Annotated in this window: 5 protein-coding genes; 1 reads left to right on the top strand and 4 read right to left on the bottom strand. The window is 76.0% G+C overall.

Annotation, left to right across the window (positions count from 1 at the left end):
• Positions 1 to 828 (top strand): alpha/beta hydrolase family esterase (locus tag DMH08_RS14410; RefSeq protein WP_233617591.1); only part of this gene is annotated, 828 nt, incomplete at its 5' end.
• A 45-nt stretch (positions 829 to 873) separates the two neighbouring features.
• On the opposite strand, the gene DMH08_RS14405 is transcribed toward DMH08_RS14410, so the two are convergent.
• From DMH08_RS14405 to DMH08_RS14390, 4 genes are all read right to left on the bottom strand, one after another.
• Complete coding sequence (locus DMH08_RS14405; RefSeq protein ID WP_026406240.1) at positions 874 to 1,071, bottom strand: MbtH family protein; 198 nt, start codon at positions 1,069 to 1,071, stop codon at positions 874 to 876.
• Positions 1,071 to 2,354, bottom strand: coding sequence for a lysine N(6)-hydroxylase/L-ornithine N(5)-oxygenase family protein (locus DMH08_RS14400; RefSeq protein WP_026406241.1), 1,284 nt, complete (start codon positions 2,352 to 2,354; stop codon positions 1,071 to 1,073). Before DMH08_RS14400 ends, DMH08_RS14405 begins: the two co-directional genes overlap by 1 nt.
• Positions 2,354 to 3,367: an iron-siderophore ABC transporter substrate-binding protein gene (locus DMH08_RS14395; protein WP_051301630.1), complete on the bottom strand. Its 1,014-nt coding sequence runs from the start codon at positions 3,365 to 3,367 to the stop codon at positions 2,354 to 2,356. The genes DMH08_RS14400 and DMH08_RS14395 overlap by 1 nt, the downstream gene beginning before the upstream one ends.
• 103 nt (positions 3,368 to 3,470) lie before the next feature.
• Complete coding sequence (locus DMH08_RS14390) at positions 3,471 to 15,587, bottom strand: non-ribosomal peptide synthetase (protein WP_125614602.1); 12,117 nt, start codon at positions 15,585 to 15,587, stop codon at positions 3,471 to 3,473.
• Positions 15,588 to 15,701: the final 114 nt, after the last annotated feature.

Below are 15,701 nucleotides of genomic sequence, written 5' to 3'. Positions count from 1 at the left end.
ACCCCGACCCCGTCCCAGACGCCGGCCCCGACGCCGTCCGGCACGACCGATCCGTCCGGAACGACCGAGCACACCATCGCCATGGGCGACTGGAAACGCCCCTACCTCCTGCACCTCCCGCCGGACCGGAAGGACGGCGAGCCGCTGCCGCTCATCGTCGCGCTGCACGGCGGGCTCAACGATCCGCGGTACGTCCGCGAGCAGAGCGGCCTCGACGCCGTCGCCGACGCGCGGGGCTACGCCGTCGCGTACCCGGAGGGCCTGCTCGGCACCTGGAACGCGGGCGCCTGCTGCTGGTTCGCGCGCTGGGCCGGCGTCGACGACGTCGCGTTCCTCGACCGGCTCATCGACACGCTCGTGCGGGAGGGCGTCGCGGACCGCCGCCGGGTGTTCCTCACCGGGTTCTCCAACGGCGGCGGGATGGCGTACCGGTACGCGTGCGAGCGCGCCGGGCGGGTCGCCGGGGTCGCGGTCGTGTCGGGGGCGCTCGCCGTTGGCTGCACGCCCGACCGGCCGATCTCCGTGCTGGCGTTCCACGGCACGTGGGATCCGTCCGTCCCGTATTTCGGCGGCGGGAACATGGACGCCGACGTGAAGTTCCCGTTCCTGCCCGTCCAGCTCCTCATGGAGTTCTGGCGGTGGATCGGGGGCCTGTCCGAACTGTCCTACCCGCTGCGGAACGCCCCGGACGGCTGCGTCGGGACCGCGCCGGGCCCGGTGCTGGTCGCGCTGTGCACGATCCAGCGGGGCGGGCACGAGTGGCCGTCGTTCGCGAGCGCGCTGATCGGCGAGTTCTTCGACGCGCGGCCGTCCTCGCCCGCCGCGTGAGCGCCGGGGCGCGGCGGGCGGCGCGGGCCGCCCGCCGCGCCCCGGTCAGGACCGCAGGCTGCGCGGGCGGAGGTCCGTCCAGTTCTCGTTGACATACTCGACGCACGCGGCGCGGGGCGCCGGGCCGGACGCGACCGTCCAGCCGCCGGGCACGTCGGCGAACGCGGGCCACAGCGAGTGCTGGCCCTCGTCGTTGACCAGGACGAGGAACGTCCCGTCGGCGTCGTCGAACGGGTTGGACATCATGCCTCCTGGGCGACGGGGGCGGACCGGCGGGCGATCGAGCGGACGATGTCGCCGGTGCGCACCGCCGTCATGGACAGCAGCGACGAGGCGATGCCGTGGCTGTGCTCGGTCGCGCCCTGCAGGTAGACGTTCCACCGGCAGCCGGGCTCGGTGGCGACGCGGTAGTCGCGCTCCATCGCGACGCGGCCGTCCGGGCCGGTGACGCACTGCCGCCCGGCCTCGCCGAGCAGCGCCACCGGGTCGCGCTCGCGGTACCCGGTCGCGTACACGACCGCGTCGGCGTCCAGGTCGGCGGTCTCCCCGGTCGGCAGGAACCCGACGCGCATCCGGACGGCGTCCGGGTCCTCGCGCACGTCCAGGACGCGCGAGACGTTGAGGATCCGGAGCCGCTGCACGCCCGCGACCTTCTCGGCGTAGGCGCGGCGGTACAGCTCGTCGATGAGGTCGAGGTCCACCACGGAGTAGTTGGTGTTGCGGGAGTAGTCCATCAGCATCCGCTTCACCTCGTCCGGCGCCGCGTAGTAGTGCTCGACGGCCTCCGGGTCGAAAATGCGGTTCGCGAAGGAGCTGTCGTCGGCCGGCGAGTAGCCGTACCGGGCGAACACCGCGCACACCTCGGTGTCCGGGTACGTCCGGTGCAGGTACTCCACGGCCTCGGCGGCGCTCTGCCCGGCGCCGACCACGACGACGCGCCGCGGGTCCCAGCCGGGCCGCCCGGCCAGCCGGGTCAGCAGGTCCTCGCTGTGCCAGATCCGGTCGCCCGCCCGCACCCCCTCCGGCAGGACGGGCTCGAGTCCGGCGCCGATGACCACGTTGCGCGCGAGATGCGTTTCGAGCTCGTCGTCGCGCCGCACGACGACGGCGAGCGTCGCGTCGTCGTGCGGCTTCAGCGCGACCACCTCGGAGCGGTAGCGGACCCGGCCGGCGAACGCGGCGGCCGTCCATTCCAGGTAGTCGTGGAACTCCACCCGGGTCGGGAACATCGTCTTGTGGTTGACGAAGTCGACCAGGCGGCCTTTGCCGTGCAGGTAGGACAGGAAGGAGTAGCGGCTGGACGGGTTGCGCAGCGACACCAGGTCCTTGAGGAAATGGACCTGCATGGTGGCGCCGTCGATGAGCATCCCCTTGTGCCAGCCGAACTCGGCCTGCCGTTCGAAGAACACGGCGTCCGCGCCGGGTCCGTACTCCTCCTCCAGCGCCACCGCGAGCGCGAGGTTGGAAGGTCCGAACCCGACGCCCACGACGTCATGGACGGGGATCTGCATACGCTCCTCCGGCATCAGGCGGACTCGGCCTTCGCGGCCGCCTCCGCGATCTTGGGGACGACGTTGTCGATGAGGTACGGGACGGCCAGCGGCGTCGGGGTCCGCAGCGCCCAGAACTCCTTGAGGTCGATCGGGACGTAGGAGCCGCGCTCGACGACGTCCAGACCGGAGAACAGCTGCGAGTCCTCGAACTTCTTCTGCGTCGCGGGGTCGTCGTTGTAGTGGGCGACCAGCACGTCGACGTCGAGGACGGCCAGCTTCTCCATGCTCAGCTCGGCGGCGAAGCCCTCGCCGGAGAGCTCCGAGATCTGCCCGGGCAGCGTCATGCCGAACTGGTTCAGCAGCTTGACGCTGGTGTCCTCCGGGGACTTCATCACGGCGATGTTCCCGGACGGCATGACGCTGGTGAACGCGACGCCCTTGCCGGCGAGCGGGGGGTGCTCGGACTTGACGGCGGCGATCTTCGCCTCGACGTCCGCGACGAGCTTCTCGCCCTCGGCCTTGCGGCCGATCGCCGTGGCGGCGTTCACGGTGATCTGCTGCCAGGAGTCCTCGGCCGGTCCGGTCTGGTAGGCGACCGTGGGCGCGAGCCGGGACAGCTTCTCGTACTCCTTGTCGATCCAGAAGTCGCCGCCGGCGAGGATGAGGTCGGGGCGCAGCGCCGCGATCTCCTCGAGGTTGAACCCGGCCTCGCCGGCCTTCAGCAGCTTCGGCTTCTCGCCGGTGAGCTTGGGCGCGGTCCACGGGGCGAAGCCGTCCTGCTGGACGCCGGTCAGCTCGGTCATCCCGACGGGCTGGACGCCGAAGGCGAGCAGCGTGTCCTGGTCGACCTCGCCCAGCGTGACGATCCGCTCCGGCTCGGACTCGATGACGGCCTTGCCGAGCTTGTGGGTGATCGTGACCGGGAAGGCTCCGCCGGCGGCGCCGGACGTCTCCTGGGCGGGTTCGTCGTCGCCGCACGCGGCCGTCGCGCTCAGGCCGAGGACGAGCGCGCCCGCGACGGCCAGCCGCCGCATCATGTTGCGCATAGTGGACCGGTGTCCTTCCACGTTTCCAGGGGGTTACCGTCGGAAGATCTTAGGTTAGGCTCGCCTAACTTGACAATGGCCGGGTTCGATATTGAGAGCCCTCTCACCGCCGTCCGGCCAGTTCCGGACGTTCCAGCAGCGCGGCGACGCTCGGCGCGGCCATCAGCGTGGCGATCTTCACGGTCTCGTGCCCGGTCTCCCTCCTGATCCGCCGGACGAGCCGCATGGCGAGCAGCGAGTGCCCGCCGAGGTCGAAGAAGTCGTCGTCCGGCCCCACGTGCGGGACGCCCAGCTCGGCGGCGAAGATGCGGCACAGCGCGTCCCGCAGGTCCGTGGCCGCGCGCGCGGTCCGCGCGGGCGCGGGGACGTCCGGCCGGTCCCCCGCCGGGCCCGCGGTGGCCGGGACGGCCGGGCCGGTGGCGGGCGCGGGCAGCGCGGCGACCGGGACGCCCGGGTCGGCGGCGACCGCCTCCAGCACCGCGACGAGGCCGTCGGCCAGCGCGGCGGCGGTCGCGGCGTCGAACAGGTCGGCGGAGTAGTCGAGGACCAGCCGCAGCCCGCCGTCCGGCGTCTCGCGGAAGATGAAGTCCAGGTCGAACTTCGCCGCGCTCGGCGCGAACGGCGCCTCGCGCTGCTCGAGGCCCGGGAACCGGACGTCCCCCACCCCCTGGTTCTCGTAGCCGACCATCACCTGGAACAGCGGGTTGCGGCCCGGCACCCGGCGCGGGCGCAGCGCCTCGACCAGCGCCTCGAACGGCAGGTCCTGGTTGGCCAGGGCCGCGAGGTCGGCCTCCCGGACGCGGGCGAGCAGGTCGGCGAACGTCGGCGCGCCGGACAGGTCGGCGCGCAGGACCAGCGTGTTGACGAAGAACCCGACGAGGTCGGCGGCGGCCTCCTCGGTGCGGCCCGCGACCGGGCTCCCGAGCGGGACGTCGTCGCCCGCGCCCGCCCGGTGCAGCAGCGCCGCCACGGCGGCCTGGCCGACCATGAACATGCTGGCCCCCGCGTCGCGCGCGACGCGGCGGAGCCGTCCGGTGAGGCCCGGCGGCAGGTCCGCGGTCAGGACGGCGCCGCGCTGCCCGACCGTCCCGGGGCGGGCCCGGTCGACCGGCAGCGGGACCTCCTCCGGGGCGCCCGCGAGCGTCCGCGCCCAGTGGTCGAGCTGCCGGGCGTGCACGCCGCCCGGGTCGAGCGGGTCGCCGAGCAGCTCCCGCTGCCACAGGGCGTGGTCGGCGTACTGGACGGGCGGCGGCGCCCAGCCGGGCGCCTCCCCGCGGAGCCGGGCGGCGTACGCCGAAGCGACGTCGCGCGCGAACGGGCCGAAGGACCACTCGTCGAACGCGATGTGGTGGAACACCGCGAGCAGCAGGTGCTCGCGCTCCCCTTCGGGGAACAGCGCGACCCGGAGCGGGATGTCGGCGGCGAGGTCGAACGGCCGGGCGATGAACGCGGCGGGGTCGCCCTCCGCGATCTCCAGGACGGGACGCGCCTCCTCCGGCGGCAGGATCCGCTGGTGCGGGGCGCCCTCGTGCTCGACGAACACGGTGCGCAGGGCCTCGTGCCGTTCGACGACGTCGCCGAGCGCCGCCTCCAGCGCGGCCCGGTCCAGGTCGCCGCGCAGCCGGACGCCGAGCGGCAGGTGGTAGGCGTCGCGCGGGCCGTCGTCCTCGCGGAGCAGCTGGTCGAGCAGCCACAGCCGGTTCTGCGCGGACGACGCCGGGACGAGCCCGGCGCGGTCGCGCGGCGCGAGGGCGGGCCGGGCGGCGGCGCCCGCGTTACGGTGCACCCGCTCGGCCAGTTCGGCGACCGTCGGCGCCTCGAACAGGTCGCGGACGGCCAGTTCGGCGCCCAGCACCGCGCGGGCCCGGCCGACGAGGCGGGTGGCCAGCAGCGAGTGCCCGCCGAGGTCGAAGAAGTCGTCGTCGATCCCGGCGCCCGGCGCGTCCAGCACCTCCGCGAACAGCGTGCACAGCAGCTGCTCGACGGGCGTGCGCGGCGGGCGCCCGGCGCGGCGCGGGCCGTCCCGGCCGGGGTCGGGCAGGGCGCGGCGGTCGAGCTTGCCGTTGACGGTGAGCGGCAGCGCGTCCAGCGTCATGACCGCGCTCGGCACGAGGTACCCGGGCAGCCGCCGCTTCAGCCCTTCCCGGACGCGGGCGGCGAGCACCCCGAGGTCGCGCGCGGCGAGGGGGTCGTTGGCGTAGGACGCGGGCGGACGGCCGGGCGCGGCGGGCAGGTGCGCGGGCGCGCCGCCGAACACGGCGTCGTACCGTCCGATCCGGTCGGACGGTGTGAGGACCGCGTCCGGGAACCGCGCGAGGAACTCCTCCGGCTCGATCCCGGCGGGCGGCGCGGCCAGCGCCTCCCGCGCCTCGTCGGCGGACCCGCCGTCCCGCAGGACCCGCAGCGCCGCGGCCTCGCCGGAGAGCCGGGGGTCCGGGATGCCCCGGACGCGCACCGCTCCGGACGTCCCCGCGAGCAGCGCCTCGACCTCCGCCGCGCCCGGAACGCCGTCCGCGCCGGGCGGCGCGGGCGCCGCGGGCCAGTCGACGACGGCGGCTTCGGGGGCGGCGGGGAGGCCGGGACCGGCCTTCCGGAGGACCGCGTCGTAGCGGTGGCGGGTCAGCTCGTTGTGGCGGACGCCGCGCCGGGTGAGGACGTCGACGCGGGCGGGGCCGTCCAGCGCCGCGAAGAACGCGGGGTCGAGGAGGAGCTCCTTCTCCATCCGGACGGCGCGCTCGACCGCGGCGGCGTCGGCGTCGCCCCGCCCGAGGCGGACGGCGGCGTGCAGGCAGCGGACGGTGCGCAGGTCGCGGACGTCGCCGACGAACAGCGCTCCCCCGGGCGCGAGCAGCCGCATGGCCTTGGCGACGACGTCCTCCAGGTATCCGGCGCCCGGGAAGTACTGGACGACCGAGTTGATGACGATCGTGTCGAAGTGCTCTTCCGGGAGGCCGTCGGTGTCGTGCGCGGGGCGGCAGCTCAGCCGGACCGGGGAGTCGGGGCCGAGGTCGGCGCGGAGCTTGTCGATGACGGGTGCGGAGAAGTCGGTGCCCCAGTACTCCTCGGCGTCCGGGGCGAGGCGGGTCAGCAGGAGGCCCGCGCCGACGCCGATCTCCAGGACGCGGCGCGGGTTCAGCCCGCGGATCCGCGCCACGGTCGTCTCGCGCCACTCGCGCATGTCGTCGAGCGGGATCGGCGCGCCGTCGTAGCTGCTGTCCCAGCCGGCGAACTCCTCGGTCCGGACGACGGTCCCGACCTCGGTGTACTCGGCGTCGTAGATCTGCCGCCACTCGGCGAGCTGCTCGTCGGCGGCGCCGTCGCGGGCGCCGTCGGGGACGACGTAGCCGACGAGCCGCTTGACGCCGGGCACGTCGGTGTCGGCGGCGATCACGGCGGCCTGCCCGACGCCGGGTTCGGCGGCGAGCGCCGCCTCGACCTCGGCGAGCTCCACCCGGTAGCCGCGGATCTTGACCTGGTCGTCGGTGCGGCCGAGGAAGTCGATGTTGCCGTCGTCGCGGACCCGGACCAGGTCGCCGGTGCGGTACATGCGGCCGCCGGACGCGTCGAACGGGTCGGCGACGAACCGCTCGGCGGTGAGGTCGGGGCGGCCGAGGTAGCCGCGGGCCAGACCGGCCCCCGCGATGTACAGCTCGCCGGGCGTGCCCGGCGGGACGGGGCGCAGCGCGCCGTCGAGCACGTATCCGCGCGTGTTCCAGATGGGCTTGCCGACGGTCGGGGTGGCGCTGTCCTCGGTGCCGCCGCCGAGCGTGTTGATCGTGTACTCGGTCGGCCCGTACAGGTTGTAGCCGAGGACGCCGTCCGCGTCGGCGAGCCGCTCCCAGACGGACGCGGGGACGGCCTCGCCGCCGAGCAGGACGAGCGGCGGCCGGTGCTCCCCGTCGAGCAGCCCTTCGTCGAGGAGCTGCTGCGCGTAGGTCGGGGTCACGTTGATGACGTCGATGCGGTGCCGCCGCAGGTAGTCGGTGAGGGCCTCGGCGTCGCGGCGCAGGTCCTCGTCGCAGACGTGCACCTCGTGGCCCTCCACGAGCCAGAGGAGTTCCTCCCACGACATGTCGAACGAGAACGACACCGTGTGCGCGATCCGCAGCGGGCGGCCGTCCGTCGCCTCCATGACCGGCTCGAAGATGTTGGCGCGGTGGTTGTACTGCATGTTCGTCAGGCCCCGGTACGGGGTGACGACGCCCTTCGGGCGCCCGGTGGAGCCGGAGGTGTAGATGACGTACGCCGGGTGGTCGAGCCGGCCGGGCGTCCCGGGCGCGAAGCCGGGCGTCTCCTCGGGGGCGAGGTCGTGCCCGGGCAGGTCGGCGAGGGTCTTGGCGGTGGCGGGGTCGTCCAGCGCGAGGACGGTCCCGGCGTGCGCCAGCCCGGCGGCGATGCCGCGGTGCGACACCAGGACGGCGGGACCGGCGTCGGCCAGCATGTAGTCGAGCCGGTCGGCGGGGTAGTCGAGTTCGAGCGGCAGGTAGGCGGCGCCGGTGCGCAGGACCGCGAACAGGGCGACCACCGTCTGCGCGGAGCGCGGCAGCGCGAGCGCGACGACCCGTTCCGGGCCGGCGCCGTGCGCGAGCAGCAGCCGCGCGAGCCGGTTGACCTCGGCGTTCAGCTCCCCGTAGGTGAGCCGGACGTCCGGCTGCGACACGAGCGCGGGCGCGTCGGGCCGCCGCCCGGCGCGCTCGGCGAGCAGTTCGGCGACCGTGACCTCGGGGACGGGCCGCACCGCCGCGTCCCGGTCGCGGCGCAGCCGGTCGTGCTCGGCGGGCACGAGCAGGTCGACCCGGTGGCACGGCGTCTCCGGCGCGGCCGCCAGCGTCTCCAGGACCCGGACGTACCGGTCGGTGATCCGCTCGGCCTCCGCCTCGGTGAACGCGTCGCCCCGGTACATGACGCGCAGTCCCGCGCGGGACCGGGCCGCGTCCGGCTCGACGACCATCGTCACCGGGTAGTGGGTGGCGTCGCGGACCTCGCGGCCGCGGACCCGCAGGTCGCCGGACGGGCCGAAGCCCCGGTCGGTGGGCATGCCGGGGAAGTTCTGGAAGACGAACAGCGTGTCGAACAGGGTGCCGAGGCCGGTGGCGCGCTGCACGTCGGCGAGCGCGACGAAGGAGTGGTCGAACAGGTCCGACTGCTCGGCCTGCACGCGTGCGAGGACGTCCGCCAGCGGGTCGGCGGGGCCCGCCTGCACGCGGACGGGGATGGTGTTGAACAGCAGCCCGACCATCGACTCGACGCCGTCGACGTCGGGGTGGCGGCCGGACACCGAGGCGCCGAACACGACGTCGTCCCGCCCGGTCATCGCCATGAGCACCAGGCCCCAGGCGGTCACGTAGAGGGTGCCGGGGGTGACGCCGCGGTCGCGGGCGACCGCGTCGAGCCGGTCGGCGAGCCCGGCGGGCAGGTCGCGGCGGACCTCGCCCGCGTCGGCGAGGTCGGCGGGGGCGTCCACCAGGCCCGGCCGGGCGAGCGCGGGCTCGTCGAACCCGGACAGGGCGCGCCGCCACGCGTCCACGGCGGCGTCCCGGTCGCGCGCGTTCACCCAGTCGAGGAACGCGCGGAACGGCGGGACGGGCCGCGCGGCTTCGGCGGCCGCGTCGGTGTAGGCGTCGAGCAGCGAGGTGACCAGCAGGCCGCCGGACCAGCCGTCGAGCAGGATGAGCTCGGACGTCAGCACCAGCCGGTGGTCGTCAGGGGCGAGGCTCGCGAGGCCGAACCGGATGAGCGGCGGCGCGGCCGGGTCGAACGGCTCGGCGCGCTGCGCGTCGACGAACGCCTCCAGCTCGTCCTCCCCGGCCACCCGGGCGTGCGTCCACGGTGTCGCGAACTCGTCGGGGACGAACTGGACGGCGCGGTCGCCGTCGGTCCGGAACCCGGCCCGCAGGTTGGGGAACTTGCGCAGGACGGTGCGGGCGGCTTCGGCCATCCGCTCCGGGTCGACCGGCCCGGACAGCGTCACGACGGCCTGCTGCACGTAGATGTCGCGGCCCTCGCCGGCGAGCATCAGGTGGAACAGCAGCCCCTCCTGCAGCGGCGACAGCGGCAGCTCACCGGACCCGTCCGCCGCCTCGGCGGCGCCGGGTCCGGCGGCCGGGGCCTCGGCGGCCTTCGCGAGGGCCTCGACGGTCCGCAGCCGGAACACGTCCCGGACGGTGAACGACAGGCCGGCGCGGCGTGCGCGGGCGACCAGCAGGGCCGCGCCGATGCTGTCGCCGCCGGCGCGGAAGAAGTCGTCGTCGGCGCCGACCTCGGGACGGTCGAGGACGGCGGCGGCGAGCCGCGCCAGGACCCGCTCGGTCCCGGTGGCGGGCGCGCGCCCGGCGCGGCGGCCCGGCGCGGGCAGCGCCCGCCGGTCGGTCTTGCCGTTGGGGTTGAGCGGCAGCTCGTCCAGCACGACCAGGTCGGCGGGGACGAGGTAGTCGGGCAGGACGGCGCGGAGCCCGTCGAGGACCGCGTCCGGGTCCGGCTCGGCGCCGGGCGCGCCGGTGACGTACCCGACGAGCCGGGAGCCGTGCGCGGCGACGGCGGCGCGGCGGACGCCCGGCCGCGCGGCCAGCGCCGCTTCGACCTCGCCGGGCTCGATCCGGAACCCGCGGATCTTCACCTGGTCGTCGGCGCGGCCGAGGAACTCCAGGCGGCCGTCGCGGCGGCGCCGCACCCGGTCGCCGGTGCGGTACAGGCGGGACCCGGGCGGGCCGAACGGGTTCGCGACGAACCGCTCCGCGGTGCGGGCCGGGTCGCCGAGGTAGCCGCGCGCCAGCCCGTCCCCCGCGAGGTACAGCTCGCCGACCGGCGCCTCGCGCAGCGCCGGGTCGAGGACGTACGCGCGGGTGTTGGCGATCGGCTCCAGCCCGGCGCCTTCGGAGACCAGGCTGTCGCCCGCGGCCTCGGAGCAGCCGTACAGGTCGACGAGCCGCGCCGGGATCCGGTCGGCCAGCGCGGGCGGCAGCGCCTCGCCGCTGCTGATCCAGGTGGTGACGGAGGCCGGGAGCCCGTTCTCGGCGAGCGCGGCGAGCAGGCTCGGGACGAGCGTGACGGTGCGGACTTCGTGCCGCTCGATGAACGCGGCGAGCGCGACGGCGTCCGCGGCGGTGGCGTCGTCGGCGATGACGACGGTGTCGCCGGCGACGAGGCCGCCGAGCAGCTCGGTGGTCCCGTCGATGAACGCGGGCGAGGACTTGGCGACGCGGACGCCGCCCGGTTCGGTGAGGTCGGCGCCCCACGCGAGGCGGTTCGCCAGGGCGCGCTGCGTGCCGGCGACGGCCTTCGGGACGCCGGTCGACCCCGACGTGAAGATCACGTAGGCGGGGTGGTCGGGCCGGACGTCCGGGCGGGGGCGCGGCGGCGCGGCGGCGGGCGGCTCGTCCCGGCCGAGGACGAGCAGCGGCCGGACGGCGTCCAGCATCGCGTCGATCCGGGCGGGCGGGTACGCGAGGTCGATCGGCAGGTACGCGGCCCCGGTCTTGAGGACGGCGAGCAGCGCGACGGCGAACTCGGCGGAGCGCGGCAGGGCGAGCGCGACCGTCCGCTCCGGCCCCGCGCCCGCCGCCGCGAGCCGGTCGGCGAGGGCCTCGGCGCGGCGGTCCAGCTCGGCGTAGGTGAGGCGGGTGTCGCCGAACACGACGGCGACGGCGTCGGGGTCGCTCGCGGCCCGCTTCTCGACGAGCCGCGCGGCGGTCGCGGGCGTCGCGCGGGCGGTGTCGGGGTGCTCGACGGGCGCGGCGAGCGACGACAGCCGGACGGACGGGTCGGCGGTGACGCGGTCGAGCAGCTCGGCGAGGTCGCCCAGCAGGCCCTCGACGGTGGCGGCGTCGAACAGGTCGGCGGCGTACGCGGCGAACCCCTCGACCTCCTCGTCGCCCTCCGCGAAGTAGACGTCGAGGTCGAACTTGACGCCGCCGGTCTCGGGCAGGAACGGCTCCGCGCGCACGCCGGGCAGCGCGAGCCGCACGTCGTCCAGCCGCTGGTGGACGATCATCACCTGGAACAGCGGGCCGCGGGCCAGCGACCGTTCGGGCGCGAGCCGCTCCACGACCCGCTCGAACGGCACGTCGGCGCGGGAGAACGCGGCGAGGTCGGCGGCGCGGACCCGCTCCAGCAGTTCGGCGAACGAAGGGTCGCCGGACAGGTCGGTGCGCAGCACCAGCGGGTTGACGAACACGCCGACGAGGCCCGCGAGGTCGTCGTCGGCGCGGCCCGCGATGGGCGAGCCGAGCGCGATGTCGTCGCCCGCGCCCGCCCGCCGCAGCAGCGCGGCGACGGCGGCGTGCAGCACCATGAACACGCTGGTGCCGGTCTCGCGCGCGAGCCGCCGCGCCCCGGCGGCCGGCAGCCGGAACGGGACGAGCCCGCCGCGGTGGCTCGGCTCCGCCGGGCGGGGCCGGTCGAACGGCAGGACGGTCTCCTCCGGCAGCCCCGCGAGCGCGCGTTCCCACGCGTCGAGCCCGTCGGCGGTGTCCGGGGCGGCCTCGCGCTGCCAGGTCGCGTACTCGGCGTACTGCACCGGCAGCGGCTCCCAGTCCGGGACGTCCCCGGCGGCGCGCGCCGCGTAGGCGCGGCCGAGGTCGGCGAGCAGCGGCGTGAACGACCACTCGTCGGCCGCGGCGTGGTGCAGCAGCAGGACGAGCGTCCACGCCTCGTCGCCCGTCCGGACCAGGGTGCCGCGGACGGGGAGGTCCGCGCCGAGGTCGAAGGCGTGCGCCGCCGCGGCCGCCTCGATCTCCGCGCGCCGCGCGGCCGTCTCGCCGCGCGCGTCCACGGCGGTGAACGGCGCGGCCGTCCCCGCGGGCAGGACGCGCTGGACGGGCAGCCCGTCGGCGTCCTCGACGAGCAGCGTGCGGAGGGCCTCGTGGCGGTCGACGACGTCGTGGAACGCGGCTTCGAGCGCGGCGGCGTCCACGGGGCCGGTGAGCCGCATGCCGAGCGGCAGCGCGTAGGACGCGGACGGGCCGCGGAGCCGCTCCTCCAGCCACAGGCCGCGCTGCGCCGCCGACGCCGGGACGGTCTCGGGCCGGACCACGTCGCGGACGCGCGGGCCCTCGGCGGCCGCGAGCCGCGGCGCGAGCGCCGCGACCGTCGGGGCCTCGAAGACGTCGGCGATGGACAGCGACCGGCCCAGCTCGGCGCGGGCCTTCGCGGCGACGCGGGCGGCCAGCAGCGAGTGCCCGCCGAGCGCGAAGAAGTCGTCGTCGACGCCGACCCGGTCGAGGCCGAGCAGTTCGGCGAAGACGGCGCACAGCGCGGCCTCGCGGGCGTCGCGCGGCCCCCGGTCGGAGACGTCCGCGTCCGGCGCGGGCAGCGCGGCCCGGTCGAGCTTGCCGTTCACCGTGCGGGGCAGCTCCGCCAGCGGCACGAGCGCGGACGGCGCCATGTAGTCGGGCAGCGCGGCGGCGAGCGCCGCGCGCAGGTCGCCGGGGTCCGCGTCGCCGACGTAGTAGCCGACGAGGCGGGGCTCGCCCGGCCGGTCCTCGCGGACCGTGACGGCCGCCTGCTCGACGCCGGGCCGGGCCGCGAGGACGGCCTGCGCCTCGGCGGGCTCGATCCGGAACCCGCGGATCTTCACCTGGTCGTCGGTGCGGCCGAGGTACTCCAGGGAGCCGTCGCGGGCGCGGCGCGCCAGGTCGCCCGTCCGGTACATGCGGGACCCGGGCGGGCCGAACGGGTCGGCGACGAACCGCTCGGCCGTCAGGTCGGGGCGGTTCACGTAGCCGCGGGCGAGCTGCTCGCCCGCGAGGTACAGCTCGCCGGGCACGCCGGGCGGGACGGGGCGCAGCCCCGCGTCCAGGACGTGCGCGCGGGTGTTGCGGAACGGCAGGCCGATGCCGGACGCGGGCAGGTCGGCGGCGGTCGCCCAGATCGTCGCCTCGGTCGGCCCGTACATGTTCGTGGCGAGCGCGGCCGTCCCGGCGAGGGACTCGGCGAGCGCGGGCGGCAGCGCCTCCCCGCCGACGAGCACCCGCAGGCCCGCGAGCGCCGCCGGGTCGAGGGTGCCGAGCAGGGACGGCGTGCCCTGCACGACGGTGGCGTCCGCCAGCAGGGCGGCGAGCCGGGCCGGGTCGCGGACGTCGTCGCGGTCGGCGAGCACCACCGTCGCGCCGTCGACGAGCGGCGCGTACAGCTCGAGCGCGGCGATGTCGAACGCGATCGTGGTGACGGCGACGAGCCGGTCGTCCGGGGTCAGGCGCAGCCGGTCGCGGGTGTCGAGGAGGAAGTTCGCGAGGGCCCGGTGCGGGACCGCCACGCCCTTGGGCCGCCCCGTCGACCCCGACGTGTAAATGACGTACGCGAGGTCGTCGCCGCGGACGGGCACCGGGGCGGACGGGGCGTCCTCCAGGGGGCCGTCGAGGACGAACACGGCGGTACCGTCCGGCAGCAGCCCGGCCGTCTCGGGCGCGGCGACGGCGCAGACCGGACGGGCGTCGCCGAGCATGTACGCGAGGCGCTCGGGCGGGTGCTCCAGGTCGAGCGGCAGGTAGGCGGCGCCCGCCCTGAGCACCCCGAGCAGGGCCGCGACGAGGTCGGGCGTGCGCGGCAGCGCGAGCGCGACGACGGTGCCCGGCCCGGCGCCGCGCGCCCGCAGCGCCGCGGCGAGCGCGGCCGACCGCCGGTCCAGCTCGGCGTAGGTGAGCGCGCCGTCCCGGGTCTCGACCGCCGTCGCGGCGGGCGTCCGCGCCGCCTGCGCGGCGAACAGCCCGACGACCGTGGTGTCCGGGAGGGGGGCGTCCGTGGCGTTGGCGCCGTCGATGGCGGCGCGTTCGGCGCCGTCCATCAGCTCCAGCGCGCCGAGCGGGCGGTCGGGGTCGGCGAGCGCGTCGCCGAGGAGGGTCTCCAGGTGCGCCAGGAGCGCGTCGATGCGCGCGTCGTCGAACAGCTCGCGGCGGAACGTCGCCTCGACCGTCATGCCCCGCGGCCGGACGAACGCCTCCAGCGAGAGGTCGAAGTGGGTGGTGCCGTTGTGAACGTGCGTCCAGCTCGTCGTCACGCCCGGCAGGTCGAGCTCGCCGATCTCCTGGGCCAGGAACAGCAGCATCGTGTCGAAGAACGGGGACCGGCCGCCCGCCCGCGCGGGCCGCAGCTCCCGCACGATCCGGTCGTAGGGCGCCGCCTGGTGCGCGAACGCGTCGGCGCAGGTCCGGCCGACGCGGCGCAGCGCCTCCCGGAACGTCGGCGCGCCCGACAGGTCCGCGCGCAGGACCAGCGTGTTGCCGAAGTTGCCGACGAGCCGCTCGACCTCGGCGTGCTCCCGGTTCATCACCGCCGACCCGATCGCGACGTCGTCCGCGCCCGTGTACCGGTGCAGCAGGGCCGCGTACGCCGTCAGCATCACCATGTACGAGGTGAGGTTCTCCTCGGCGGCGAGCTTGCGCATCCCCTCGGTGACGTCGTCGCCGAACCGCCGGGCGCGGCGTCCGCCGCGCTCGGACGCGGTCGCGCCGCGCGGCCGGTCGGCGGGCAGGTCGAGCGGCGCGGGCGGCGGGTCGAGCCGCGCGCGCCAGAAGGCCAGGTCGTCCTCGGCGACCGGCCGCCGCTGCTCCCACTCGGCGAAGTCGGCGTACTGGACGTCGAGGGCGGGCAGGCCGTCGGGCTCCCCCGTGAGGGCGGAGCGGTAGAGCGCCGACAGGTCGCGCGACAGCGAACCCCAGGTCATGCCGTCCCACGCGATGTGGTGGACGACGAGGACGAGCGCGTGCGCGTCCGGGCCGAGCCGCAGCAGCTCCAGCCGGATCGGCCGCTCGGCGCGCAGGTCGAACGGCCGCGCCGCCAGCTCCGCCGCCCGCGCGTCCGCGTCGGCGCACTCGACGGGCGCGAGGCCGAGCGCGTCGTCGTCCGTCACGACCTGCACGGCGCCGAGGCCGTCGGACGCTTCCGGGCCTCCGGGGCGTGCGGCTGCGTCCGGGGCGTCGCGGTAGACCGTGCGGAGGATCGCGTGGCGGCGGATCAGGGCGCGGAGCGCCCGCTCCAGGGCGCCGGTGTCGAGGGGCCCGTCCATGCGGACGAGGAGGCACACGTTGTAGGCGGCGCTGTCCGGGAACGTCCGGTGGTGCAGCCACATGCTCTGCTGCGCGTGGGACAGGGGCGCGGGCCCGTCGTGTCCTCGCGGGGCGAGCCGGGCGGCGCCCGGGCCGAGGCCCCTCTCCGCCATCATCCGCCGCATCAGTTCGCGTCGCCGGGCCGCCGTTTCGCCGAGGCTCGTCTGCTGCTCCTGCACGCTCAACTCTTTCGTTGTCGGCTTCACCACCGCCGGTTAGGTTAGCCTTGCCTACGAAAAGCGCACAAGGTTAGCCTTACCTAAGTTTTCGGGTGACCCCCGGCCCGGCGAAAG

The sequence above is a fragment of the Actinomadura sp. WAC 06369 genome (genome assembly GCF_003947565.1).
In the GTDB taxonomy this organism is placed as follows: domain Bacteria; phylum Actinomycetota; class Actinomycetes; order Streptosporangiales; family Streptosporangiaceae; genus Spirillospora; species Spirillospora rifamycini.
The sequence above is the reverse complement of the archived record's forward strand: the minus strand, read 5'-3'. Positions and strand labels throughout refer to the sequence as shown.